The sequence below is a fragment of the Ureibacillus terrenus genome (genome assembly GCF_006569205.1).
GTDB classification, from domain to species: Bacteria; Bacillota; Bacilli; order Bacillales_A; family Planococcaceae; genus Ureibacillus; species Ureibacillus terrenus.
In genome coordinates, this window is sequence record NZ_VIGD01000017.1 from 1 (window position 1) to 24,618 (window position 24,618).

Below are 24,618 nucleotides of genomic sequence, written 5' to 3' on the forward strand. Positions count from 1 at the left end.
AGAGAACGGGTCATCCGCATCTTTCCGAACCGGGAATCGGTGTATCGCCTCGTTGGTGCCGTGTTGATCGAAATCGATGAAAAATGGATGTCAGGGCGCAAATACTTGGATATGGCTGAATATTGGCGGTGGCGGAAAACGAAAGAGCAAGGAGTCCGATCGGTGAATCAGGAGGCTCCGGCGATCAAGAGAATGGGATAACCTCTACGCCGTGTCAAGGAGAACGTGGAATACCTCGGAAGCGAGGAGTTGCCGCGAAAGCTCCTTGACACGCCTGTTCCTTGACAACATGATCATTTGTCCGGGAAGGCGACCGGCAGGGAGACTTTCCGGTCTTACCTACCATACGTCAAGTCATCAGGTCCATGTTGTCTATCAAAGGGGAATTTACACAATAATTTGGACTTGACCCAAATTAGCCTTCAAGAATCCGGTCCTTTTGCACATTTAATAAATAAAATAACAGAATGAAACTGTCGAAACCAATCTTATTTTAAATTAAAGGTTTTATTTCTTTAAATGTTTTTCAGGATTCAAATCTTCTAAATACCATGTAAGAGGAACTGCGAAATTGTCTTTCTCTAATTCTGTTACATTATTGTCTCCACTGGCATCAACTAAGAAAATTTTTTCCTCTGATTCTAAACCAAAAATATTTTCTGATGAAACATATCCCTGTAAACTAGTATATCCTATGAAATTACTTCCATCTTGAGATAATGACTTGTTCAATCCTTTAATAGCATGAGTGATTCTGTCGCCATTACTGTCTATTGATCTTGCTTCCAATTCTTCAATATTAACATTGTATTTTTCAGTAATTGTTTTAACTTCATCAAAACTTAATGGTTCAGCAAAAGTAACTGTGACTGCAATGTCATTAATTTTTTTATTAGATTTTAATTTCTTAGTTATCTCTTTTTGTTTTGATTTATATTTTGTAATCCCATCTTCTGTTGGTTCAATAGCTTTATATTCAGTAATGACTTGAGAGTCAGATTGAGAATTTGTAGTACTTGTTGTATTAGATACCGGCACAGTTGTACTAGCTACTGCTTTTAGACTTTTTGTTATTTGAGGTTGAATAGAAGCAACTTTACCTTGGTTATCACCATAAGTGAATGTGTGCTGTACTGTTGAAGATTGAGTGCAGTTGTTATAGTCCAAAATACCTTTTTTGCTCATGGCAAATTGAGCTTGAATTCTGCCGCTATCTGTTGATTTACCTCCACGATTATCAAGCCATTTAGTTGTCATATAATAAGCTTTATCAGCAACGACAGTCCCTAGTGCAACCACTTCTGATTCATCATCAGCTCCCCAGAGATTATTATCTTCAATGTCCACTTTGGGATTTGGCAGATTAGTAAGCACCTCCCATGCGGAAATTTTTAAGGATGAACCATCAGGAATAGCAGTTTGATCCAAAGTCACATATGCATTATATCCTGGACAGCTTCCGCCAGTGCCATTGCCTTTGTTGTAACTGATTATGGAGCTGACATTATAACTATCAAACTTGAAATCAATTCTCGTTTGTAAGAAATTTCTTGAGTCGTAATACGTAGTTGCTGTACCAGTTCCCGACTTTGGAACATAAGATCCGTAATTATAATTACTGTAACTCCATGCAAAAGCATGATTTGTAGCTAAACTGAATAACATGATGACAGTCACTGCTACAGTAAAAAATGTTTTTTTCTTCACCAAAATACCCCCTATTCCTTTGAAACAATTCCATAATATATCGATATATACCAATGATTAGGTTATATGTAAAGAATAATATCCAAAAATTCTTAATTTTGTAAAAAAACATTTAAATTGTTTGAAAAAATCTAATTTTATTTTTTAAAAATTATTTTTTTTGTTAAAATTGAAACTACTATATTGGGAGAGGGGAAAAAAGGATGAAAAAGAAAAATTTGATTATACTGGCAGTTATAAATTTTATTATAGTCTTTGCATTATTGATTGATAATTCAGGGTATGTTGAATTTAATGAAATCATAATGCTGGCTATTTCCTTTGTATTTTTTGTTATTTTGATAGAATCAATAAATTCAAAAAGAAGATTCAAATTCGTTATCAATACACTCATCTACATTGCATATTTGATTATAATCATGCTCGCTGATTTGACTGTTGATCATTTCATATTTTCTTTTAAAGATATTGTATACGATGGTAGACCTTTAACTCTATTAGAAGAAATTGCTGAATATAAAGATGATATGTTGGTAATTACTTTGTACATTATTGTTCCATACATTATTTTGTATTTCATAGTTTACACAATTAAATTTTTCAACAAAAAAAAACTAGCTTCAAGATAGGAAAAAGGAGAATTTGAGCCAACTCAAATTCTCCTTTTTCCATTTCTCTCCATTATTTTTGGTCAGTTGATCTTTGTTGGCCGTGTATTTCCGTAAATTCACGGCCATTAAGGCAATCCCCATTTCATTTTCCACCTTCGATTTGCCTCGGACGGAAAATCGAGTGAAACGCAAATTAGCCTTCAAGAATCCAAAAACTGGTTCTACGTCCATTTTAGGTTGACGGAAAATAGAACCTGCTTTTTCTTCTGAAAGCTTCGCTCTTACATATTCTTTTTGTCGTTCCCATTTTTCATTCACCATGACTTTTCGGTGGTTGCCTTCCTTTGCTTTTGTACATGAAGAACGGAATGGACATCCCGAACAGTTTTCACATTCATAGATTTTCAATTCTCGTTTGAAACCGGTCTTATCGGTACGTACAGAACGATATCGGAAGGTTACCCGCTGCTGATTCGGACACGTGTAGGTATCACTTTCTTCGTCGTACATCCAATTGTCTGGATGAAATGGGTTTTGTTTATATTTCTTCTTTTGTTCTTTCTCATACATGGTATATGGAATAAGTGCCTCACATTTTCGATTCGAAAGGATGTCCTCATAGTTCTGTTCACTACCATAACCAGCATCTGCGACAATATTTTTGGCAATGGAAAATAATGCTTCTCAATCTCATTCAAGAACGGAATCAATGTACGTGTATCGGTAGGATTTGGAAAAATGCCATAAGCCAGTGCGTATTGACCTTCTGTTGCGATTTATACGTTGTATCCAGCCTTCAATTGACCGTTTTTCATATAGTCGTCTTTCATTCGCATGAACGTCGCATCTAAGTCTGTTTTGGAATAACTATTCCGTTCACCCAAGATTTCGAAGTCTTTTTGATACTTTTGTTTACGTAAAATCAAGTCAATCAACTGTTTGTACACTCGCTTCGGATATTTCCGTTCGCTTCTTAATGCTTTTCGTTCTGTGGCATCGGGCGATGCTTCTATCTTTTGGTCATATTCCGTAATCACTTCATCGACTTGTTGCACCATTTGAGCGAGTTCTTCAACGGACAGTTCTCCCTCATTTTCCCGCTCCATTTCAGGGATGATTTCCTTCTCTAACAGTTCGTTGTAGAGCTGATTGGATTTTTCAATTAAGCTTTTGTTGTATTTTTCAATGGATTTTTTCCACACAAAAGTAAATCGGTTGGCATTCGCTTCAATCTTTGTACCGTCAATGAAAATTGCTTCTTGATCAATTAATTTTTCTTCCACCAGTTGGCAACGGAATTGGACAAAACATTGACGAATTAATTCTTTTACTTCCGGATGTACACGAAAACGATTGATTGTCCGATAACTTGGTTCATAGCCTTGTGCCAACCACATCATCCGAATACTGTCCTTTAAAAGGGCTTCAATTTTCCGACCTGAAAAGACTGATTGGGAATAAGCACACAAAATAATTTTTAGCATCATGCGTGGATGATAAGCAGGACAACCTGTATTTCGAAGAAACGGCTGAAAGGCTTCATCGGGGATACTTTCAACTAAATGGTGAATGTGGAAGGCAATATCATTTTCTTGTAATTTTATTTCTAAATCTAGAGGCAAAACTAATTGATTCATGTTATAATATTTGAACATAAGGACCCTTCTTTCTGTTAGGTTTGGTGTGGTAACTTAATTTTAACAGAAGAGGTCCTTATTTTTATTGAAAAAATGAAGAACAGCCCATGAAATTTCATTCCAAAATTTCATGGGCTGTTTCCATTTTAGAGGGGGTTTTGTCCCAGCCTCTTTTTGTTTTCTTTGAAATTATTGTCGTACAATTATTTTCCTTTGATTGACAATCCCATCCGGATGAAATCGTTTGTGGAATTATAATCGCTTTGGTCATAAATCGTCAGCCGCACGAGAAGATTGTTTTTCTCATAAACAATTCCAATTACTTGTTCATTATCAAGTTTCGAAATATATGCCGCGGAATTTGAGATTTCCGGATGAGCTTTTAATGCATCGCTGAGATCGTAAGGCTTGTATTGGCCGATTGCCGCCATAGTCTCCTCTGTATTTTTTACGAGATCATCAAAAGCGGCATCGTTTTTTGAAACAGCCTCGATTCGCATAAAAACGGCATCGTTTTCTTTAAGGAAAAGCACTTCTTTGCCCGGTTCTTCTTTAGTCAGTTCATAGCCATCCAACACTTGAATTGTATATTGTTCTTCCTCCACTACGTTGGCATTTTCTAAAGGATCGCCGTTTTCTGATTGAGCAGGATTTTTTTGTTCAACTGACTGGTCGTTTTCATCAGCTTGCTTCTCTTTCTCTGCCGTTCCTTCATCTTTTGCATTTGTTTCTTCTTCTGGCTCTTTTGCTGAATCGGAATCGCCGTTTTGTTCTCCCGCCGTACCGCAGCCGGCAAGAGCCAATATCAACAATAGGGATGTCAATAAAAACGATAATTTCTTCATCATCTTTCCTCCTTTTCAATAAGACGTTTTTGCGGCCCGCAAAGTTTCCTTTAATCAATAGCGAATAAACGGCAAAATTAAAAACAGCAGCAATACGAAAACTTCGTGTGCGACAATCACCAGAGGCATGCTTTGTTTCCATTCATATAACAGACCGAAAATAACGGAGATGAGAAATGCGCAAATGACGACGGGAATGGACCCGCCTAAGGCAATCGCGACAGCAAACAAAATGCTTGCAATAAGGCAGGACAGAATCGGGGAGAAATACTGTTTCAGAGCGTTCTGTACATACCCGCGCCAAAACAGTTCTTCACCGATGACAATAATGAAAACGAGCAATAGGTAATGCCAAATATTATTCGGTCCGTAAGTTGCCAAAAATTTTTTAATCGCTTTCACAGAGCCGGAATCGACGAATTTGAGCAGTATATAACCGAGTCTGATGACACCATAAGTAATGGTGCCGAAACCAATTCCGAATAAAATATATTTCCAAGTTGGAAGTTCGTCTTTAAATTTACCGAACAGGATGGCAATCGCAATGCCGACAAGGAGAGTAAACGTATATAAGTGCCAGAAGATTTTCTTTTCTTCAAAAGAAAAAAACGTGCTGACAAAGATGAAAGCAAGAGAGAGAAGGAGAACAATCAACTTATTTGAAACTTTCATTTCACTTGCCTCCTTTGTTATCATATTAACAAAAAAAACTCCCCCTATGAAAGGGGAAGAAATCTTTACTCTGAATCCTTTGCAGATTTTACAATTTTGTACCGTTTATGGTTAACAACCGTTTTTTCTTCCAAATCAAGGTCCCGATAGTTCGACATGATGGTTAAATCGACAATTACTGAATTATCATTAACTTTTTCAACCAGTCCCCGCAGTCCGTCTTTGAATTCGATAATATCTCCAACTTCAGCGATTTTCATAGGGATGTTCCTCCTTTTTTAGCTGCTATGACGATAGTTTGCATGATAATAGAACAAAAGTAAAGGGATTTTTGAACATTTTCTAACATTGTAATATCTTTGAATCATTTTTAACATTTTCGAATAGAGGAGGCGAAGAATCGTGGATAAATATAAAATAATGATTGAAAAGTTAAAAAACGGGGAAATAGATAGTATAGAAATTACGAAGGATGAATTTATGGAATTTCGTGAAGTGCTCGTCAACGATGAAAAATTTAAACATTTTCGCGGTGAAGCAAAGCAGGGAGGCAGGGTCGTTTACCGGTATATGGATGAACCGCGTGCATAAGCCTTCCTGCCGCGCAGCTGAATGAAAGAGGGGATTAGCGTATGGAAAAACTATTGACACAATTGGAGCACGTTCGTGAAAAAATGATAAGTTCAGGATTGGAGAATGGCTTACAATCCCCAAAGACCCTTCGTTTGAGCAGAGAGCTGGATCAAATTATCAATCAATATGTTCAAAAGTCCCGGTTGTTTATTGCGAAAAAATAAAAATTTTTCAATTTTCTGTTATAAATTTTGCGTTAATTGGAAACAGTATTTTATGAACACAGCAACATTCTCATTTTCCCCCTTTTCAAGCAGCAATTTTGCTGCTCTTTTTTTTGCCTTCAAAAGAAGCATTTTCCTATCAACAATTTCCTGAATCTATGGTACATTACAAGAAAGTGTAAAATATACATATATTTCATATGAATGAAGGGGTGTTGGAAAGTTGAGAAAAGAAAAGATTGCCTTTATCGGTACAGGTGTGATGGGATCGGGCATTGTCAAACATTTATTAAACGCAGGGTTTGAAGTGACGGTCTATAACCGCACGAAAGCAAAAGCGAATCCATTGTTGGAACTTGGAGCCGAATGGGCGGATACTCCGGCTCTGGCTGCGGAGAATCAAGACATCATTTTTACAATGGTAGGGTTTCCGAAAGATGTCGAAGAAGTGTATTTTGGGGATAAAGGGATATTCAAGACGGCAAAAGAAAATTCCGTCGTCATCGACATGACAACGTCGAAGCCAAGCCTCGCAAAGAAAATCTACGAAACCGCAAAAGAAAAGGGGATCAAAAGTCTTGATGCACCGGTGTCAGGCGGAGATATCGGGGCAAGAAACGGTACGTTGTCCATCATGGTTGGCGGAGATGAACAAGTGTTTCATGAAATGCTTCCAATTTTTGAACTTTTTGGATCCAATATTGTTTATCATGGGGAAGCCGGAGCGGGCCAGCATGCCAAAATGTGCAATCAATTGCTGGTGACAACGAACATGATCGGGGTTTGCGAGTGCATTGCCTATGGAATCAAGGCAGGATTGGATTTGGAAAAAGTATTGCGGTCTGTTTCAACGGGGGCTGCCGGTTCATGGTCATTGACGAATCTGGGGCCGCGTATACTGAAAGGAGATCTTGATCCCGGTTTTTATATTAAACATTTCATTAAAGACATGAAAATTGCTTTGGAAGAAGCGGAAAGAATGGGATTGGACCTGCCGGGCCTGAAACTGGCGAAAGAAATGTATGAAACATTGCAGGAACGTGGTTACGGGGATTACGGAACTCAGGCACTGATCAAATATTATCCTGTTTGAGCCTGAAATTATCGACTGATAGGGGCTGTTATTATTGAAGAAAAGCAGAGGCGTTGCCGCGAGGAATCAATTGGCGTTGTATTTTTCCCTTCCTATACTTTCATGGGCGTTGTACGATTTCGCGAATACGATTTTTTCATCCAACATTAATACGGTGTTTTTTCCATTTTATATGGATGAAGTCCTCGGAAAGGACCGGGTGATGGAGCAGGTGGCAAGCACTTTCATTTCTTACGCGAACGCCTGCGCAAGTTTCTTTTTGGTGCTGTTTTCTCCGCTTTACGGTGTTTGGATTGACCAAACGGGGTATAAAAAACGGTTTATTGTCTGGTTTGCGTCCATATCCATCTTTTTTACTTTCATGATGGGGGTTTTTGCTTCCTTCAATGCTTCCTTGTCCATTTCAGGGATGCCCCTCAGTCTGAGCCTTGTAGTCATCAGTTTTGTCATTGCAAAATTTTGCTTTAATTCGAGTTTGGTATTTTATGATACGATGTTGGGCGATCTCGGTACAAAGAAAGAAATCCCGTTAATTTCGGGATTCGGGGTAGCCGTCGGATATTTGGGGACGATTGTCGGATTGTTGGTTTATTTCTTCGTTGATGATGGCGGCTTTCATCGCGCCTTTATTCCAACGGCCATCCTCTATCTCATCTTTTCCTTGCCGCTGTTTTACTTTATCAAAGACCGGCCATTGCCGAAAGAACAAAGAAAAAGGGCCAGCTTTATTAAAGGTTACAAAGAAATTGTCGATACATTTAAGGACATGAAAAAATATAAAGCCATTTTCACATTCATGATTGCATATTTCTTTTTAAACGATGCCATTCAGACGACCATCGCCATGATGGCAATCTATGCGACGGTCATCATCGGCTTCAGTTCGGGACAATTTATCGTCTTATATTTGGTCAGCACCATTTCCACCGTAATCGGCTCCTTCATTTTCGGCAACATTACGAAAGCGATTGGTGCAAAAAAAGCTGTGGCTATTGTCAGCCTCATCATGATCATCGCGCTATTCATTGCCGTATTTGCGACGCAAGAATGGATGTTTTGGCTGGCGGGCAGCTTGTTTGGCGTATCCCTCGGTTCCATGTGGGTGACATCAAGGACCCTCATAATTGAGCTTTCCCCTGAAGAAAAGCGCGGGCAATTTTTCGGCCTCTTCGCTTTTTCCGGGAAAGTATCGTCCATTGTCGGCCCGGCATTATATGGAACCATCACCTTTTTGCTGAAAGATCATGGTCCTCTGGCATCACGGGTTGCCCTCGGTTCGTTGATGGTATTGACGGTCGTCGGATTAATCGTTCATCTGCAAGTAAAACAGGAAGAGCGGTTATCCCATTAGAAATTTCTGCAACGTTTTCTGCAATATACCGGTATAGGAAGGGATGATGTGGATGGAACAAAAAGGGATTTTGTTGGAATCTGGCACGAACGAGATTGAAATCGTTGAATTTGAAGTAGGAAATAACAAATTTGGAATCAATGTCATCAAAGTAAAGGAAATTATACAGCCGCTACCCGTCACCTTTATTCCCCATGCCCACCCGCATATTGAAGGAATCATCCAGCTGCGGGGAGAAGTGCTGCCTGTCGTGGATATGCTGAAAGTGCTGGGCATGCAAAATGCCTCTTTCGGCAATCAACAGAAATATATCGTGGCGGAATTTAACAAACAAAAAGTCGTATTCCATGTGGATAATGTGACGCAAATTCACAGGGTTTCCTGGAGCCAGATCGAGAAACCTTCAGACATGTATAAAGGGAACGCGAACCAGGTAATCGGCGTCGTCAAAATCGGCGAATCAATGATTTTATTGCTTGATTTCGAGAAGATTTTGCTTGATATCAATCCGGATACGGGAATCCGGATGGAATCGGTCAAAAAGCTTGGCAAGCGGGAACGTTCCGAGAAGAAAATTGTCGTGGCCGAAGATTCACCCCTTCTGCGACGACTGTTGAATGAGACGTTGACCGAGGCGGGATACGTAAATTTGGAATTTTTCGAGAACGGAAAAGAAGCTTATGAATATCTCGAATCTTTATTGGAAAGAAACGAAGATATTGCCCAACGCGTCCATCTGATCGTGACGGATATTGAAATGCCTCAGATGGATGGCCATCATTTGACAAAGAAAATTAAAACCCATCCTGATTTGCAAAAGATTCCGGTGGTTATTTTTTCAAGTTTGATTACGGATGATCTCCGCCACAAAGGGGAAGAAGTCGGTGCGGATGATCAAGTTTCCAAACCGGAAATAGAAGAGTTGATTTTAAAAATCGACGAATTAATTTTATGAATGGGGAATCCTTTTGTGAATGCCGGTGCCTGCAAGGCTTCCGGCATTTTTTATTCTTTGAACGGGCACCGACTCTGTGAGAAAATAAGGTTAACGCTCAGGAATCCTGGAAAGGGAGGAGGGATTTGCTTCAGTGAAGGGAATCCATTCAGCCATCATCGATATCGGTTCCAATACCATCCGTTTGGTCATCTATCGCTATAGCAAAGGGGAAGGATTGCAGGAAATCAACAACATCAAGACGGTTGCCAGACTAAGAACATATCTGCAGCCGGATGGAAACTTGTCCGAAGAAGGAATCAACGTATTGAAAAATGCTTTGATCACTTATAAAAAGATAATGGAAGATTTCAATGTGGAGAAGGTAAAAGCCGTCGCGACCGCTGCGATTCGCCAGGCAAGAAATAAAGAAGACATCCTTTTGCAGATGGAAGAGCAGACAGGCATCAAAGTCGAAGTGTTGTCCGAATATGAAGAAGCTTATTTCGGTTATCTGGCAGTCGTCCATACCATGGATCTTCCGGCCGCCATCACCATCGATATCGGGGGCGGGTCAACGGAGATTACGCTGTTTGTAAATAAAAAATTGCATCATACCGTCAGCTTTCCGTTCGGCACTGTCTCATTGAAACAAAGTTTTGTCTCAGGAGAGAAAATCAATAGGAAAGAAAAAAACCGCTTATCTGAATCATTAAAAAATCATTTTGAAAAGTACAGCTGGATGAAAGATGTGAGATTGCCGATTGTCGGCATTGGAGGAAGCGCGAGAAATCTTGCCCATATCCATCAGCATTTGACAGGGTATCCGATTTCCGGAATCCATCAATATGAAATGGATCGGGAAGCGTTCAACCGATTAAATTGTTTTTTGGGAAAACAAACATTGGATGAACTGAAACAAGTGGACGGCTTGTCTTCGGATCGGGCGGACATCATTGAAATTGCGCTGGTCGTATTTCAAAGCCTGATGGATATCGTCAATACGGATGCCTTTTTTGTCAGCAAAAGCGGTTTAAGGGAAGGATTGATCATCCACAGCGTGATGCAGGCCAATCCGGAAGCTTTCCGCATTGATCAAATATTTGAAGAATACGCAAACCATTTTGCCCATAAATGCGGACGGACCGCACAGGAAGTCGACGCGATGGTGAGGTTGACGGAAAATTTCTATTTGGAAAGCTGCCAATGGGATTTGCTGCAACACCGCGAAAGTCATCTTCAATTATTGAAAAAAGCCGCAAGATTATTTTCGATCGGGGATTATTTTGAAACGGATTCAAGCAACCAGCATACTTTTTATTTAATTGCCAATCAATCCGTTCCCGGCCTGCTTCATAAAGACCGCATAAAAGTTGCCCTGCTGGCCTCTTATAAAAACAAGGATTATTTCAGACGCCTGAGTAAGCCGTTCCGTTCCTGGTTTACCCGTGACGAGCTAAAAACGCTGCAAAAGTTTGGTGCTTTATTAAAGTTTGTATATTCGTTAAATGTTTCCAAAAAAGATGTTGTAAAAAGCATTAAAATGGAATTGGAAGAGGACATGCTCATTCTTTATATCTTCCTGAAAAATCGGACGGCAGCAGAAATCTACCGGGCGGAAAATCAAAAGAAACATATTGAAAAACTGTTTAGAAAGAAAGTTAAGCTTGAATTTATCAACGAAGGGTGATGAATGATGGCAACGGATACAGAGCGGAATTTTCCTGAAAAAGGGCATGCGGGCCAACAGAATGAATGGAAAGGGATTAGCCGGCGACAATTGTTGAAGGAACTTTCAAAACCCATCTATTATTACAATCGGGAACTCAGTTGGCTGGCTTTCAACGAACGGGTGCTGGAGGAAGCGGAGGATGAATCCAATCCGCTCCTTGAACGGCTAAAGTTTCTTGCCATATTCAGTTCCAATTTGGACGAATTTTTTATGGTAAGGGTTGCCGGACTTCAAGACCAGGTCCGGGCAGGACTCCATAAACCGGATAATAAATCGGGATTGACCCCAAAGGAACAATTGGAGAAAATCCGTGAAAGGACCCTTTCACTCGTCCGCAGGCAAATGGAAGTTTTCAGACATTTGGCTTTCGAACTGTTGCCGCGGGAAAATATTTATTTGACCGATTTCAAATCTTTGTCCGATGAACAGCGGCAATATGTCCATCAATATTTTGAAGAAACCATCTTTCCTGTATTAACGCCCATAGCCGTCGACGCTTACCGGCCGTTTCCTACGCTGCTTGGAAAAACATTAAATTTGCTCGTGATGCTTGAATCGGAAAGTTTTTTCAGCGATTTCGACGAAAAGGTGGCCATCGTGCAAGTGCCTTCCGTTTTGGAGCGCTTTATTGAAGTGCCTGCCGGACCGGATCAAAAAATGTTTGTTCTGTTGGAAGATGTGATTGCTTCCCACGCGGACCAACTATTTTACGGCTATCGCGTAAAATCGGTGCAGGCGTTCCGGCTGACGAGAAATGCGGATTTGACGATTCATGAAGAAGGGGCCCAGGACTTGCTCGCTGAAATCGAAAAGGAACTGAAGAAACGGAAATGGGGAACGGGGACCCGACTGGAAGTCCGCGAAAGGGAAATGGATGATGAGGTGCTTCAATATTTATTAAAGGAGTTCGAAATCGGCGAATCGGATGTGTATAGAATCAACGGTCCCCTCGATTTGACATTTTTGTTCGGTTTTGTGGAAAAGGTGTCGGAGGGGAAAGAACATTTACTGTTTGAAAGCTTCATTCCCCAGCGTCCGCATGATTTGGAATCGGATGAAACGATATTTGAAAAGGCGCTGGAAAAGGATTTATTCTTCCATCATCCTTATGAATCTTTCGAGCCGATTGTGGAATTTATCGCGGAAGCAGCCAACGATCCGGATGTGCTGGCCATCAAGCAGACATTATATCGGGTGAGCGGCAATTCACCGATCATCCGGGCTTTGAAAAAGGCGGCCGAAAGAGGGAAACAAGTAACCGTTTTGGTCGAGCTGAAGGCGCGCTTTGACGAAGAAAAAAATGTGCATTGGGCGAAGGAGCTGGAACAGTCCGGCTGTCTGGTCATTTACGGTATGCATAAATTAAAAACCCATTCCAAAATTACACTGGTCGTAAGAAGAAGAAACGGAAAAATCGACCGTTATGTCCATTTAAGCACCGGAAATTATAATGATGCGACGGCCAAAATCTATACAGATATGGGAATCATTACAACGGACAAAGAATTTGGCGCTGATGCAACGAACTTTTTCAACTATTTGAGCGGTTATACGGAAAAACCGGAGTTCCATCATATTGTCGTCTCCCCTTACGATATCCGGGAAAAGTTCATTGAATTGATCGATCAGGAAATCGAGTTTCACCAAAAATACGGAAATGGTTTTATCCGGGCCAAAATGAACGCGTTAACCGATAAAGAGCTGATTATGAAACTGTACGAGGCTTCCGTCCAGGGGGTAAAAATTGAACTGCTCATAAGAGGCATTTGTTGTCTGCGTCCCGGAATTCCCGGCATCAGCGATAACATTACGGTCATCAGCATTGTCGGGCGATTCCTGGAACATTCCCGAATCTATTGGTTCCATCATAACGGGGAAAATAAAATCTTTTTGTCTTCGGCGGATATGATGACGAGAAACATGGTCCGCAGGGTGGAAATCCTGTTTCCAATCTATTCAGAAGAGATTAAGAATCGGATAATGCATATTTTTGTCACTCAGCTGGAGGATAATACGAAAGCCCGTATTCTTGACAGGACCGGTAAATACCGTTATAAAGCGCGAAAAGAAGACGATCCGGTTATCAATAGCCAGGAAATATTTATGCTGGAAGCCATGAGTTCCGCCAAAATGGAAGAATAGGGGAAGGGAACTCCGGAACCGGAATGATGAAATGAAAGCGCCTTGACGACATCCCTTTCATCTCCCTTCGACGCGCAGAATAAAAGAGCGAAAAGGATGCATACTATTTATAAGTTGCAGAAGGGAGAGAAGGATGATGAATAATGTATGGACGGTTCTGACAACGATTGTATGCATCATTATTGTTGCGGTTTCCTATTTTATGACTGTAAGTGTAATGAAAAAAACGGAAGAACGTTCTTCTGTGACGGAAACTGATGTTCCAATCAGCAAAATCATCCGGGATCATCCGATTTTAATGAATCCGATTATAATCATGTATATCATTTTTACCTTATTTTTAGGAATCATGATTTTTTTCTTATGGGCAAAATATGGCTATTAAACTTTAATATTGGCAGGCATGCCGGGCTTTTCGCCCGGCAAAACGGTTTTTAAAATAAAAAACCTTCAACCCAAAAATCATGTGCCATTGTCATGGTCACAAAACTGTCAAATATGATATGATAGTGTTAAGCGGGTCATTATGGAAGGGGTTGAAGGTTTTGATTTCTACAAAGAAGCGCACTTTCCTGGAAACGCCGATCAGCGACTTTATCATCCCGGTGGAAAAAGTGGCCCATGTTTTAGTTGGAAATAGTGCAGAGCATGCTTTGTTGGTTCTTACAAAAACAGGATATTCTCAAGTTCCGGTATTAGACACAAATTTCCATATTCATGGGTTAGTCAGTTCCAAGGTAATTACAGAAGCCATCCTTGGACTTGAGCGAATAGAATATGAAAAACTGTCTCAAATCAAAGTGGATGACTGCATGGATCGAAATGTAACCATTTTAAAAATCGACGACACTTTTCAAAAAGCGTTGGATTTGGTCATCAATCACGCTTTTTTATGTGTGGTTGATTATGATGGCACCTTTGCTGGAATCTTAACGAGAAGAGTGATTTTAAAACAATTAAAAAAATATATCTATCAGACTTCAGATTAGAAGTTGGAATTCATCGGCAAAATCCATTAAATCTGAGGATTTTGTCGATTTTTATTAGGTTTTTGTGTATTGTAATCTTTGGTAGTGAAGTTTTTGGAGTGATTGGATGACAACATCAGAAGCGGAAATTATCAAAATATTGGCGGAAGAACGGAATATGCGCAAGGCTGCCGAGCGGCTGTTTATCACACAGCCGGCATTGTCCCAGCGTCTTCAATCGATCGAAAAATATTGGGGAACCCAATTGTTTATCCGTTCCCAAAAGGGATTGACACCAACTCCTGCCGGCGAACTTGTGATCCAATATGCCATCGAGACGCTGCAAAAAAAGGAAGAGGTGCTTGAAAAGATTCAGGCCCTTGATTCCAAGGTACACGGTACATTAAAAGTCGCCTGCGCTTCCATTGTGGGGATTAACTGGCTGCCGAAGGTGCTGAAAGAGTTTGTCAACACTTATCCGGATGTTAAAATTTCATTAATCACCGGTTGGAGTTCAGAAATCGTGAGGGCCATATACGATGGGGAAGCCCAAGTGGGAATTGTCAGAGGGCAATCGGAGTGGAAAGGAAAAAAAATGCATCTGTTCCGTGATACGATGTATTTGGTGGATACTGAAATCCAGAGATTGGAAGAAGTGTTGACGACGGAACGGCCATTTATCCAATTCAAGAGCGACTCCAATTATTATCAGGAAATCCAGGTTTGGTGGCAAGAGCACTTTGCTTCCAGTCCAAAACGCCAAATTATTGTGGATCAAATTGAAACATGCAAGCAAATGGCCCTCAATGGCATCGGCTATGCCATTTTGCCGTCCATTACATTGAGCGGAGGAGAAAATGTCAATAAAATCGCATTAACTTCCGGCGACAAGGATATCGGATTGACCCGGGACACATGGCTGATCGGCTATGAATCTTCCTTCGAATTGCGGCAAGTGGCGGCTTTTGTTGAAATTGTGAAAAAGCATGCCCATTCTGTCAATGAAACATGAAGGGCATATCGTAATAGCAAATCAGGAATACGGAGCATTTTCCGATTTGCTCTTTTCTACTACCCCATGCTTCCGAGCAGCAAAAGGAATCTTTCTTTTCATGTAGAATATGGAAATGTGATAAAAAGAGCGGATGGAAGCCCGGTTTCCATCCGCTCACTATTTTATTCATCCATTGTTTTTCAATAATTGCGGCGCTTTATTGACAGTCCAAAGGTGGGCCAAGAGGTAGCAGCCGAATAAAATGAATGCACCGAAAATAAATGGAGAAGACAGTTTCCATTCAAGAAGTACACCTGCAAGGGAAGGGCCAATCATGTTGCCTAAACTCATATAGGCGTTGTTCATCCCGGCGGCAAACCCTTGTTCATGGCCTGCCAGTTTTGAAATCAATGTATTGACGGCCGGGCGAATAAAAGTCGTTGCAATTTGAAAGACGGATGCGACCAATAATATCAGGAAGAAGCCGTTGACATACACCATGCCGGTCATCGAAATGGCCGCTATGATCAAATTGACTAAAATGACTTTCATTTCTCCAAAGCGTCTAAATAATTGTTCAACAATAAATAACTGCAAAATCACCCCAAGAAAACCGCCGATTGTCATGATAATGGCGATATCCATAGGAGTATAATCAAATTTCTCTTTTAAAAACATGGACAAAGTGGATTGGAAATTGGCAATGCCGAAACTGAATACAAACACGACAATCAGCATGACAAAGTAAGAAGTATGTATGGAACGCGCCAATTGTTTAAATATATTTTCCTTGTTTGCCGGGATTCTTTCTTCGGTTGGCCGCAATTTAATATTCGGCAATACAATAAACGAGATGAGAGCGGCGATTAAAGCAACCACACCGACAAAATAGAAAGGGAAATGCAGGTTCACTTTTGCCAAAAAGCCGCCTATTCCAGGTCCGATCATAAACCCGAACGAAATGGCCGCACCTAATAGCCCCATGCTTTTCCCGCGTTCTTCCAGTGTGGTAATATCCGCCGCATAGGCCATCACCGGCGGCATGATGAAGGCGGCACCCGTACCGGTAAGAAAGCGGGCAAAAAACAGCATGCCCACAGCTTTTGCCATTCCGAAAATGATTTGGGAACATCCAAAAATGATGAGACCGATAATAATGAAGATTTTTCTACCGTGCTGGTCGGATAAATTTCCCGCGAAGGGTGAAAAAATAAATTGGGCAAAGGCAAAATCGGCAATTAAAAATCCGAGAATGGTTCCTCCAACCCCAAACAGTTCCAAATAGGAAGGCAACACCGGAACGACCGTGCCAATGCCTCCCATGGTAATGAACAAGTTAAACATCAACATGAAAATGATAAATTTTTTTTTGTTTTTTAACATATGTCCACCTTCCATTCAAAACACACATGAAACTATAACATAATGCAAAACCAAAAACTAGTAAAAAGATTTAGAAAACAGAAGTTACCTTTAAATAGTGAAAACTTTTTCAAATATATGCATTCTTAATCGCTTTTATCAATCAATAACAAAAAAAACCACCATTTTTCAATACGAAAAATGGTGTATTTTGAACTTTCGCCATTCGGCTACTTGATGGACATTTTGAATTCAAGAAAGTATTCATTATATTTTCCGAGCCATTCCAATCCCAAATTTTCATAGACTTCCAATCTATTTTTTATTTCTTCAGGAGGATAGAAGCGCTCATCATTGGCGATTTCCGGATCCATCAATTTCAATGCCGCTTTATTCGGAGTGGAATAGCCGACATACTCCGCATTCTGGGCCGCGTTTTCCGGATCCAGCATGAAATTGATAAATTTGTGGGCTCCTTCGATATTTTTGGCCGTTTTCGGGATGACAAAATTGTCAAACCACAAATTGGAACCTTCTTTTGGGACCGCATAATCCAATTCCTCGTTTTCTGCCATCATATCCGCCGCGGAACCGGACCAGGTAATGGCGACGGCTGCCTCATTATTTTCCATCATCGGAATGATTTCATCCCCGATTACCCCTTTAATATTGGGGGACAGTTTAATAAGCTTTTCAGTGGCTTTTTGCAACAGTTTATCATCTTTTGCATTCAACGATTCGCCCATTGAATTGAGGCTCATTCCCATCACTTCACGGGCGCTGTCCACCAGGAACACTTTGTTTTTCAGTGAAGGATCCCATAAATCGTTCCATGATTCGAATGTCAAAGGTTTTGAAAGAAGGTTCGGATTAAAGACGATGCCGACCGTACCCCAGAAATATGGGATGGAATATTTGTTTCCCGGATCAAAAGGCAAGTCCAAATAATACGGGTCGATATATTTCAAATTTGGTATTTTCGAATGGTCGATCGGATAGAGCAAATCTTTTTCGATCATCATTTCAATCGTATATTCGGAAGGGACCGCGATATCGTAGGTAGTTCCGCCTTGCTGGATTTTTGTCAACATGGCTTCGTTGGAATCGAATGTTTCATAAATGACCTTGATGCCTGTTTCTTTCGTAAATTTTTTTAATAATTTAGGGTCGATATAGTCCCCCCAGTTGTAAATGGTAATCGTATCTTTGCTCCCTTTTCCGCCGGAGGGTTCCAATTTTTCGGCAATGAAGTATAGTCCGGCACATACGAGCAAGATGGCGATGCTTAAATTAATGAGAGATTTCATAATCTGCCAATCCCCCCGTTAGCGAATTTCGTGCGGCGCGTTACGAAATAGTATCCGATGACAATAAGCACCGTCACGACAAAAATAATTCCGGAAAGGGCATTGATTGTCAACGAAATTCCGACGCGGGCGATGGAATAGATTTCCACGGATAATGTGGAGAATCCGTTGCCAGTGACGAAAAATGTCACGGCGAAATCATCCAAAGAATAGGTGAGGGCCATAAAGAATCCTGCAAAAATCCCAGGCTTAATGTAAGGGATGATGACGCGGTACAAGACATCTCTTCTTGTGGCCCCCAAATCTTGGGCGGCATCGATTAGATTTGGATTCATTTCCAGCAGCTTCGGCAATACCATTAAAACCACAATCGGAATGCTGAAAGCGATATGGGAAATTAAAACAGAAGCAAAGCCTAATTTTACTCCAATCATTGTAAAAAGAATCAAAAAGCTTGCCCCAATGACGACGTCCGGGCTGACAATCAAAATATTATTCAATGAAAGCAGGATATTTCGGATATTCCGGCGTTTGATGGAGAAAATCCCAATCGCCCCCAAAGTGCCGATGATGGTTGATATTAAGCCTGACAAAAGGGCGATGATCACGGTGTTGATCAAAATCACCAAAAGCCGGGAATCCTCAAATACTGCCCGATAGTGTTCCAGCGTAAAAGATTCAAAATCGTGCATGGAGCCGCCGCTGTTAAACGAATAGTAAATTAAATAGAAGATCGGCGCGTATAATATAACGAATACGATGATGAGATAAATTTTTGCTGGCATAGAGAGTTTTTTCATTATACGCGGCCTCCTTTAGTCCTTTTGGCAGTGAAAATCATGCTCGCAAACATGATCAGCACGAGGAATACAGCGATGGTTGACCCCATTCCCCAGTTTTGGGCAACGAGGAATTGCTGTTCAATGGCTGTACCTAACGTAATGACCTGGTTTCCTGCAATCAAACGAGTAATCATAAAGAGCGACAATGCGGGTATGAAAGTGACTTGGATGCCCGATTTCACGCCTTCAATCGTCAATGGCCAAATGACCCGGCGGAAAGTCGTAAAAGGCGAAGCACCCAAATCCCGTGCGGCATCAACAAGCGACGGATTCAGCTTGTCGATGGAGTTGAAGATCGGCATGATCATGAACGGGATGAAGATATATACGGATACGAATAAAAAGCTGAAATCCGTAAACAAAATTTGCTTCGGTTCAATGCCGAATACACTGATGAACGCATTAATCGGGCCATATAAACCAAAAATTCCGATAAAAGCATACGTTTTTAAAAGCAGATTGATCCATGAAGGAATGATGATGAACATCAGCCAAAGATGTTTATGCTTTGTTTTCGTCAAAAAATAAGCAGTCGGATAAGAAATCAATAAAGTAAAGAACGTAATCAGAATGGCGTAAAAAAAGCTTGTGAACGCCATTTTCAGATAAACGGGCGAGAAGAATCGTTTATAGTTTTCCAATGTGAAATTGCCTTGCAAATCGAGCATTGAATAGTAGATGATTAAAGCGATCGGAGCGATGACAAAGAAAACGATCCAAAGAAGGTAGGGGATGAGGGGCCCCTTCGCTACACGGTCACGCATTCTCACTCACTCCATATGACTCCAAACGCTTATCGAATTCTTCTTCCGTTTCGTTTAACCGCATGACATGGATTGCTTCCGGTTCAAAATATAATCCGATTTCTTCGCCGACTTCCGCCTTTTTCAAAGAGTGGACAAGCCATTCATTGCCGTCTTTATCGTAAGTGGATAATTCATAATGCACCCCGCGGAACAATTGGGTATCGACCGTTACGACGAGCTTCCCTTTATCTACCGAAGTGATTTCCAAATCTTCCGGACGAATCACCACATCCACTTTTTCGTTCGGTTTCATCCCTTTATCGACGCAATCAAACACTTTTCCGGCAAATTGCACTTTGTAATCTTCCAGCATGATGCCTTCCACAATATTGGATTCGCCGATGAAATCCGCCACAAACCGGTTGATCGGTTCATCATATATATCAACTGGAGAGCCGGATTGCTGGATTTGTCCGTCGTTGATGACAAAAATTTCATCGGACATCGCCAAAGCCTCTTCCTGGTCATGCGTGACAAATACAAAGGTTTTTCCGAGGCGTTGCTGCAATTCCCTGAGTTCATATTGCATTTCATAACGCAATTTTAAATCAAGAGCTGACAATGGTTCATCGAGTAAAATCACTTCCGGATTATTGACAATGGCCCGGGCAATGGCAACCCGTTGTCGTTGCCCCCCTGACATTTCGGATATTTCCCGGTTTTCAAATCCTTCCAAGTTGACAAATTTCAGCGCTTCTCTCACACGCTCTTGGATTTCTTTTTCTTTCATTTTTTTTATGCGCAAGCCGAACGCGACATTTTCAAAAACATTTAAATGAGGAAAAAGTGCATAATCCTGAAACACTGTGTTGACTTGCCGCTGGTGAGCCGGAACGTTGTTTATTTTTTTTCCATTAAAGTAAACGTTTCCGCTAGAAGGCGCTGTGAAACCCGCGATGATTCGAAGGATGGTTGTTTTCCCGCAACCTGATGGCCCCAGTAGGGTATAAAATTTTCCTTTTTCCAGTTCAAAGTTGATATTTTTCAGTACGACTGTTCCATCGTCATAAGATTTTGAAACATTTTCAAATTGAATGATTGTGTTACCCATACTCAAGCCTCCTAAACCCTATAAATAAGATTCTGTTGCTACAAGAAGCAGTTGTGACTCACCATCATTGGCATTAAAAATTTGGTGATTGCTAGAAGCTTCATAGTAGACCGAGTTTCCTTCGCTTGCAATAAATTCTTCTTCCCCCAGCACTACACGGATCCGCCCCTTCAAAACATAAATGAAGGTTTCCGAAAGGGACGGTTCAAATTGTTTATATTCCCCGCCTTTTTGAAAAGTGATAATCACCGGCTCCATTTCTTTATCGTTGGAAGTGGGAATCAGCCATTTGATTTCGTATTTCTTTTCTTCATCTATATAAGAGGTTTGGTCTTCTTCGCTGTAAACCACTTTTTGTTCTTCCATATCATCATCGAAAAATTCTTTGGGGGTTGAACCCAACACTTCTAAAATGGTAAAAAGCGTGTCGATGGAAGGGGAATTTAAATCACGTTCAAGCTGGGAAATATAGCCTTTTGTCAAATCTGTTCTTTCACCAAGCTCTTCTTGTGTCAACCCTTTTTTAATGCGCAATGCTTTAATTTTCTTTCCAATTTGCATATAGTAAAACTCCTCTTTAGCAACAAGCGGTTTATTTTTCCTAAACATTCAGTAAGAAAGTTTACTAATACAAAACTTTAAGTTTACAATTACAGATAATGATTATACAGAATTTTAAAGGGAATGCAACATTTTTTATTAAAATTTCAATTTCAAAAGGCTTCTTTGGAGAAGCAGCTGATTTGTGGACCGATTCGCAACGGAACAATTCTGTGGAGATATATTTTTATGGGGTTTTCAGTATGATAATAAAGGACGTTTTGTGAAATAAATTGAAATTCATTCATTCATTTGTTAGTGTAAAAATTAGGAAAGTATTACCTTCATTATTCAATAAGGGGGGAAACAATCATGGCAGAGCGTTTAGTCGGCAAACAGGCACCATTATTTGAACTGGATGCGGTAATGCCGGACAAAACCTTTGGTAAAGTCTCTTTGGAAAAAATTATAAATGAAGGGAAATGGACAGTTTTATTTTTTTATCCAATGGATTTCACATTCGTATGTCCGACTGAAATTACGGCAATCAGCGACCGTTATGATGAGTTTCAGGAATTGGAAGCGGAAGTGATTGGTGTTTCGACGGATTCCATATATACCCACCTTGCCTGGATTAATACGGAGCGCACAAAAAACGGCATCGGTACACTGAAATATCCTTTGGCTTCAGATCATACCCATGCTGTGGCCAAGGAGTACGGAGTGTTAATCGAAGAAGAGGGAGTCGCATTGCGCGGATTATTCATTATTAATCCTCTGGGCCAAATTCAATATGAAGTGGTGCATCACAACAATGTGGGCAGGGATGTGGATGAAGTTTTGCGTGTATTGCAGGCGCTTCAAACGGGAGGCCTATGCCCAGCCAATTGGCGTCCAGGCGAATCAACTTTGTGATGTTTTTTCCCATATTAATTAATGTGGGGATTTATCAATAAAAGGAGGAAATCGATGAAACTGCGTTCACCATTGCCTGAGTTGGGTGGTGCAACGACCTGGATCAATGGTAAAGTGACGAAGGAAGAGTTGCTGGGGGAAAAAGCGACGTTAATTCATTTCTGGTCGGTCAGCTGTTATATATGTAAAGAAGCGATGCCTGATCTTAACGGGCTTCGGGAAAAGTATAAAAATCAATTGAATGTTGTGGCTGTGCATATGCCCCGTTCCGAAGAGGACCAGGATTTGGAAACGATTGAACAAGTGGCCAAAGATTTAGGAATCACACAGCCAATCTACGTGGATAATGATTTTATCTTATCGGATTTATTTGAAAATGAATATGTGCCATCGTATTACGTATTTGACCGTTCCGGTTTGTTGCGCCACTATCAGGCTGGCGGAAAAGGAATGAAAATGTTGGAACAGCGGTTGAATCGTATACTAAATTGAAGTGCCTGGCGAAAATGCCAGGCACTTATGTCATTGCCCGATTAACGAAACGGTTGATGTCCACTATCGCTCCGATTACAAGCAACACATCGCCCAATAGGATTTTCTCATCAGCCCCAGGGGAGATAATAATGTGATCCCCGCGTTTGATGCCGATGATGTTGATACCGTAATTGGCACGAATGTCCAAATCTTTGATGGAATAACCGGCAATCCGATCATTGGATTTGATTTCCATAATGGAATATTCATCAGATAATTCCAGATAATCGAGTACGTTATTGGACATCATGTTGTTGGCGATCCGGATGCCCATATCCCTCTCCGGATGAACGATGACGTCCGCACCGATTTTATGCAGCACTTTTGCATGATAATCGTTTTGGGCTTTCGCTGTGATTTGCGGCACTCCCATTTCCTTTAAGATTAGCGTTGCCAGTATGCTGGCTTGGATATCGTCCCCAATCGCGACGATGACATGCTCAAAATTTTGGAGTCCGAGCGATTTCAAAGCTTCTTCATCCGTTGCATCCGCAATGACCGCTTCCGTTGCAATTTTTGCATAATCTTCCACCCGTTCGGGATCAGAGTCGATTGCCATCACATCCGCCCCCAGTCGGACCAATTCTTCCACGATGCTTCCTCCGAACCGTCCTAATCCGATGACGACAAATTCTTTTCTCATTAGTTACCTCCGTGCGTTGTATGTACATCGATGTCATTATTGTAACGTAGTCTTCTAATTTCCACAAATAGAGGGGAAGCCCATCTATTGTTTTTTGATGCCAATGACACGGATTCGTTTATAATCCGCAACCCAAACCCCGTTTTCAAAAAGGGAAGGTTTCAATGATTTTTCAACATTTTCAATAATCTGCTGTTTCGTTTCCTCGTGGATGCCTTCGAAAAACAGACTTCCGAACATGTCAATCCAATTTTTTAGTCCTTCTTCCCCTTCAAGCGGTGTAGGGCGGTCAAAATGCATGGCAAAAATTACACGGAAACCGGCCTGTTCCATCAAAGTGGTATATTCCCCGATGCTCGGAAAATACCAAGGGAATGGGATGTTTTTTTCGATTCCCGCTTTTTTGATTTGCGTATCAATTGCTTGGGAAATCGTTTGCACATTTCCTTTGCCGCCAAACTCGGCAACAAATCGGCCGCCTTTTTTTAAGCTATTATAAATATTTGTCAGGGCTTTTTCGGGCTGTCTGACCCAGTGCAATACGGCATTCGAGAAAACGGCATCAAATTCATTATGAAAATCGAGTTGTGTCACATCCTTTACGTAAAATGAAAGATGCGGGTATTTCTCTTTCGCTTTGGCAATCATCTTTTCGCTTGAATCAATCCCAACAACCTTTGCTCCGGCATCCGCCATTTGACAAGCCAAATCTCCTGTTCCGCATCCGACATCCAGTATTTTTTCCCCCTTTTTCGGTGCCAGCACCTTGACCAAACTATCTCCAAATGCTGAAACGAAAGAATGTTTATCATCATAAAGTGATGGATTCCATTGATCTTTCCGCATTGTGCCCATGAACATCACTCCTTCCATATTTAGAAAAATTATACATAAAACGATTTGAATGAAAAAATGAATGATAAGAATATTCTTTATAACTTTTTTTCATTTAAGGATGACAAAAAAGGTCTGTAACATGCGATCGCCGGTGCATTTCCTCCAAAGCATGACATAGCATTGTTTGTCCAGTTCCAATAGAAATGGAAAACAAAACTTCGTAATTTTCTGAAATATTAAATATTAGGGGGATTCCCCTATATGTTACAAATCTCCAATCTTATACCATGACAATAAG

General features: G+C 40.7%; 26 protein-coding genes and 1 pseudogene. 14 read left to right on the forward strand and 13 right to left on the reverse strand.

The window, feature by feature from the left end:
• Positions 1-201: transposase (locus FKZ59_RS11775; protein ID WP_181733286.1), on the forward strand; the 201-nt coding region annotated here is incomplete at its 5' end.
• 306 nt (positions 202-507) lie between these two features.
• On the opposite strand, the gene FKZ59_RS11780 is transcribed toward FKZ59_RS11775, so the two are convergent.
• Complete coding sequence (locus FKZ59_RS11780) at positions 508-1,707, reverse strand: hypothetical protein (protein ID WP_141602957.1); 1,200 nt, start codon at positions 1,705-1,707, stop codon at positions 508-510.
• A 203-nt stretch (positions 1,708-1,910) separates the two neighbouring features.
• On the opposite strand from FKZ59_RS11780, the gene FKZ59_RS11785 reads away from it, so the two are divergent.
• Positions 1,911-2,336 (forward strand): hypothetical protein, encoded by a 426-nt coding sequence (locus FKZ59_RS11785; RefSeq protein ID WP_141602958.1) that lies wholly within the window; start codon positions 1,911-1,913, stop codon positions 2,334-2,336.
• Here FKZ59_RS11785 and FKZ59_RS11790 read toward each other — a convergent pair.
• From FKZ59_RS11790 to FKZ59_RS11805, 4 genes and pseudogenes are all read right to left on the reverse strand, one after another.
• Positions 2,328-3,973: pseudogene (locus tag FKZ59_RS11790) on the reverse strand (IS1182 family transposase). The gene FKZ59_RS11785 and the pseudogene FKZ59_RS11790 overlap by 9 nt on opposite strands.
• Before the next feature lie 185 nt (positions 3,974-4,158).
• Positions 4,159-4,800, reverse strand: a complete 642-nt coding sequence (locus FKZ59_RS11795; RefSeq protein ID WP_141602959.1) for a hypothetical protein — start codon at positions 4,798-4,800, stop codon at positions 4,159-4,161.
• A gap of 54 nt (positions 4,801-4,854) precedes the next feature.
• Positions 4,855-5,472, reverse strand: a complete 618-nt coding sequence (locus tag FKZ59_RS11800) for a CPBP family intramembrane glutamic endopeptidase (RefSeq protein ID WP_141602960.1) — start codon at positions 5,470-5,472, stop codon at positions 4,855-4,857.
• A 65-nt stretch (positions 5,473-5,537) separates the two neighbouring features.
• A complete protein-coding gene (locus FKZ59_RS11805) occupies positions 5,538-5,732 on the reverse strand; it encodes a YkvS family protein (RefSeq protein ID WP_141602961.1) in 195 nt (64 codons plus the stop codon).
• A gap of 142 nt (positions 5,733-5,874) precedes the next feature.
• Between FKZ59_RS11805 and FKZ59_RS11810 the strand changes: the two genes are divergently transcribed.
• The 10 genes from FKZ59_RS11810 to FKZ59_RS11855 all read left to right on the forward strand — a co-directional run bounded on the left by FKZ59_RS11810 (position 5,875) and on the right by FKZ59_RS11855 (position 15,501).
• On the forward strand, positions 5,875-6,063 hold the full coding sequence (locus FKZ59_RS11810) for a hypothetical protein (RefSeq protein WP_141602962.1): 189 nt from the start codon (positions 5,875-5,877) through the stop codon (positions 6,061-6,063).
• Between the two features lie 41 nt (positions 6,064-6,104).
• Complete coding sequence (locus FKZ59_RS11815) at positions 6,105-6,269, forward strand: aspartyl-phosphate phosphatase Spo0E family protein (RefSeq protein WP_141602963.1); 165 nt, start codon at positions 6,105-6,107, stop codon at positions 6,267-6,269.
• Between the two features lie 223 nt (positions 6,270-6,492).
• Positions 6,493-7,362 (forward strand): NAD(P)-dependent oxidoreductase, encoded by an 870-nt coding sequence (locus FKZ59_RS11820; RefSeq protein ID WP_141602964.1) that lies wholly within the window; start codon positions 6,493-6,495, stop codon positions 7,360-7,362.
• 34 nt (positions 7,363-7,396) lie between these two features.
• Positions 7,397-8,713, forward strand: coding sequence for an MFS transporter (locus FKZ59_RS11825; protein ID WP_141602965.1), 1,317 nt, complete (start codon positions 7,397-7,399; stop codon positions 8,711-8,713).
• A gap of 52 nt (positions 8,714-8,765) precedes the next feature.
• Positions 8,766-9,668 (forward strand): chemotaxis protein, encoded by a 903-nt coding sequence (locus tag FKZ59_RS11830; RefSeq protein WP_141602966.1) that lies wholly within the window; start codon positions 8,766-8,768, stop codon positions 9,666-9,668.
• A gap of 133 nt (positions 9,669-9,801) precedes the next feature.
• Positions 9,802-11,337, forward strand: a complete 1,536-nt coding sequence (locus tag FKZ59_RS11835; protein ID WP_141602967.1) for a Ppx/GppA family phosphatase — start codon at positions 9,802-9,804, stop codon at positions 11,335-11,337.
• Positions 11,338-11,343: 6 nt separating this feature from the next.
• A complete protein-coding gene (locus FKZ59_RS11840; RefSeq protein WP_141602968.1) occupies positions 11,344-13,521 on the forward strand; it encodes an RNA degradosome polyphosphate kinase in 2,178 nt (725 codons plus the stop codon).
• A gap of 136 nt (positions 13,522-13,657) precedes the next feature.
• Positions 13,658-13,906 carry a short-chain dehydrogenase gene (locus tag FKZ59_RS11845; RefSeq protein WP_141602969.1) on the forward strand — a complete coding sequence of 83 codons (249 nt, stop codon included), beginning with the start codon at positions 13,658-13,660 and terminating at the stop codon, positions 13,904-13,906.
• Between the two features lie 160 nt (positions 13,907-14,066).
• On the forward strand, positions 14,067-14,510 hold the full coding sequence (gene cbpB / locus FKZ59_RS11850; protein WP_141602970.1) for a cyclic-di-AMP-binding protein CbpB: 444 nt from the start codon (positions 14,067-14,069) through the stop codon (positions 14,508-14,510).
• A 106-nt stretch (positions 14,511-14,616) separates the two neighbouring features.
• Positions 14,617-15,501, forward strand: coding sequence for a LysR family transcriptional regulator (locus FKZ59_RS11855; RefSeq protein WP_141602971.1), 885 nt, complete (start codon positions 14,617-14,619; stop codon positions 15,499-15,501).
• Positions 15,502-15,669: 168 nt separating this feature from the next.
• Here FKZ59_RS11855 and FKZ59_RS11860 read toward each other — a convergent pair whose 3' ends face one another.
• The 6 genes from FKZ59_RS11860 to FKZ59_RS11885 form a co-directional block, all read right to left on the reverse strand.
• Entirely contained in the window at positions 15,670-16,866 is a 1,197-nt protein-coding gene (locus FKZ59_RS11860; RefSeq protein ID WP_141602972.1) for an MFS transporter, read from the reverse strand.
• Between the two features lie 209 nt (positions 16,867-17,075).
• Positions 17,076-18,152 (reverse strand): ABC transporter substrate-binding protein, encoded by a 1,077-nt coding sequence (locus FKZ59_RS11865; protein ID WP_141602973.1) that lies wholly within the window; start codon positions 18,150-18,152, stop codon positions 17,076-17,078.
• Positions 18,149-18,952, reverse strand: a complete 804-nt coding sequence (locus FKZ59_RS11870) for an ABC transporter permease (protein WP_141602974.1) — start codon at positions 18,950-18,952, stop codon at positions 18,149-18,151. Before FKZ59_RS11870 ends, FKZ59_RS11865 begins: the two co-directional genes overlap by 4 nt.
• A complete protein-coding gene (locus tag FKZ59_RS11875) occupies positions 18,952-19,758 on the reverse strand; it encodes an ABC transporter permease (RefSeq protein ID WP_141602975.1) in 807 nt (268 codons plus the stop codon). The genes FKZ59_RS11870 and FKZ59_RS11875 overlap by 1 nt, the downstream gene beginning before the upstream one ends.
• Complete coding sequence (locus FKZ59_RS11880) at positions 19,751-20,851, reverse strand: ABC transporter ATP-binding protein (protein ID WP_141602976.1); 1,101 nt, start codon at positions 20,849-20,851, stop codon at positions 19,751-19,753. The genes FKZ59_RS11875 and FKZ59_RS11880 overlap by 8 nt, the downstream gene beginning before the upstream one ends.
• An 18-nt stretch (positions 20,852-20,869) precedes the next feature.
• A complete protein-coding gene (locus tag FKZ59_RS11885) occupies positions 20,870-21,412 on the reverse strand; it encodes a helix-turn-helix domain-containing protein (RefSeq protein ID WP_141602977.1) in 543 nt (180 codons plus the stop codon).
• A 351-nt stretch (positions 21,413-21,763) separates the two neighbouring features.
• Between FKZ59_RS11885 and FKZ59_RS11890 the strand changes: the two genes are divergently transcribed.
• Positions 21,764-22,306: a peroxiredoxin gene (locus FKZ59_RS11890; protein ID WP_141602978.1), complete on the forward strand. Its 543-nt coding sequence runs from the start codon at positions 21,764-21,766 to the stop codon at positions 22,304-22,306.
• A 54-nt stretch (positions 22,307-22,360) separates the two neighbouring features.
• Positions 22,361-22,798 (forward strand): TlpA family protein disulfide reductase, encoded by a 438-nt coding sequence (locus FKZ59_RS11895; RefSeq protein ID WP_141602979.1) that lies wholly within the window; start codon positions 22,361-22,363, stop codon positions 22,796-22,798.
• Positions 22,799-22,823: 25 nt separating this feature from the next.
• Here FKZ59_RS11895 and FKZ59_RS11900 read toward each other — a convergent pair whose 3' ends face one another.
• Together FKZ59_RS11900 and FKZ59_RS11905 are read right to left on the reverse strand one after the other, a co-directional pair.
• A complete protein-coding gene (locus tag FKZ59_RS11900) occupies positions 22,824-23,483 on the reverse strand; it encodes a potassium channel family protein (RefSeq protein WP_141602980.1) in 660 nt (219 codons plus the stop codon).
• Positions 23,484-23,567: 84 nt separating this feature from the next.
• The gene (locus tag FKZ59_RS11905) at positions 23,568-24,338 is read right to left on the reverse strand and encodes a class I SAM-dependent methyltransferase (protein WP_141602981.1); all 771 of its coding nucleotides are present in this window, start codon (positions 24,336-24,338) and stop codon (positions 23,568-23,570) included.
• Positions 24,339-24,618 lie beyond the last annotated feature (280 nt).

Coding starts and splice junctions, on each gene's coding strand:
- FKZ59_RS11805 (WP_141602961.1), bottom strand. CDS start 5,732: ATGAAAATCGCTGAAGTTGGAGATATTATCGAATTCAAAGACGGACTG.
- FKZ59_RS11900 (WP_141602980.1), bottom strand. CDS start 23,483: ATGAGAAAAGAATTTGTCGTCATCGGATTAGGACGGTTCGGAGGAAGC.
- FKZ59_RS11870 (WP_141602974.1), bottom strand. CDS start 18,952: ATGAAAAAACTCTCTATGCCAGCAAAAATTTATCTCATCATCGTATTC.
- FKZ59_RS11905 (WP_141602981.1), bottom strand. CDS start 24,338: ATGGGCACAATGCGGAAAGATCAATGGAATCCATCACTTTATGATGAT.
- FKZ59_RS11855 (WP_141602971.1), top strand. CDS start 14,617: ATGACAACATCAGAAGCGGAAATTATCAAAATATTGGCGGAAGAACGG.
- FKZ59_RS11890 (WP_141602978.1), top strand. CDS start 21,764: ATGGCAGAGCGTTTAGTCGGCAAACAGGCACCATTATTTGAACTGGAT.
- FKZ59_RS11860 (WP_141602972.1), bottom strand. CDS start 16,866: ATGTTAAAAAACAAAAAAAAATTTATCATTTTCATGTTGATGTTTAAC.
- FKZ59_RS11830 (WP_141602966.1), top strand. CDS start 8,766: ATGGAACAAAAAGGGATTTTGTTGGAATCTGGCACGAACGAGATTGAA.
- FKZ59_RS11895 (WP_141602979.1), top strand. CDS start 22,361: ATGAAACTGCGTTCACCATTGCCTGAGTTGGGTGGTGCAACGACCTGG.
- FKZ59_RS11875 (WP_141602975.1), bottom strand. CDS start 19,758: ATGCGTGACCGTGTAGCGAAGGGGCCCCTCATCCCCTACCTTCTTTGG.
- FKZ59_RS11865 (WP_141602973.1), bottom strand. CDS start 18,152: ATGAAATCTCTCATTAATTTAAGCATCGCCATCTTGCTCGTATGTGCC.
- FKZ59_RS11885 (WP_141602977.1), bottom strand. CDS start 21,412: ATGCAAATTGGAAAGAAAATTAAAGCATTGCGCATTAAAAAAGGGTTG.
- FKZ59_RS11845 (WP_141602969.1), top strand. CDS start 13,658: ATGAATAATGTATGGACGGTTCTGACAACGATTGTATGCATCATTATT.
- FKZ59_RS11800 (WP_141602960.1), bottom strand. CDS start 5,472: ATGAAAGTTTCAAATAAGTTGATTGTTCTCCTTCTCTCTCTTGCTTTC.
- FKZ59_RS11840 (WP_141602968.1), top strand. CDS start 11,344: ATGGCAACGGATACAGAGCGGAATTTTCCTGAAAAAGGGCATGCGGGC.
- FKZ59_RS11880 (WP_141602976.1), bottom strand. CDS start 20,851: ATGGGTAACACAATCATTCAATTTGAAAATGTTTCAAAATCTTATGAC.
- FKZ59_RS11785 (WP_141602958.1), top strand. CDS start 1,911: ATGAAAAAGAAAAATTTGATTATACTGGCAGTTATAAATTTTATTATA.
- FKZ59_RS11815 (WP_141602963.1), top strand. CDS start 6,105: ATGGAAAAACTATTGACACAATTGGAGCACGTTCGTGAAAAAATGATA.
- FKZ59_RS11795 (WP_141602959.1), bottom strand. CDS start 4,800: ATGAAGAAATTATCGTTTTTATTGACATCCCTATTGTTGATATTGGCT.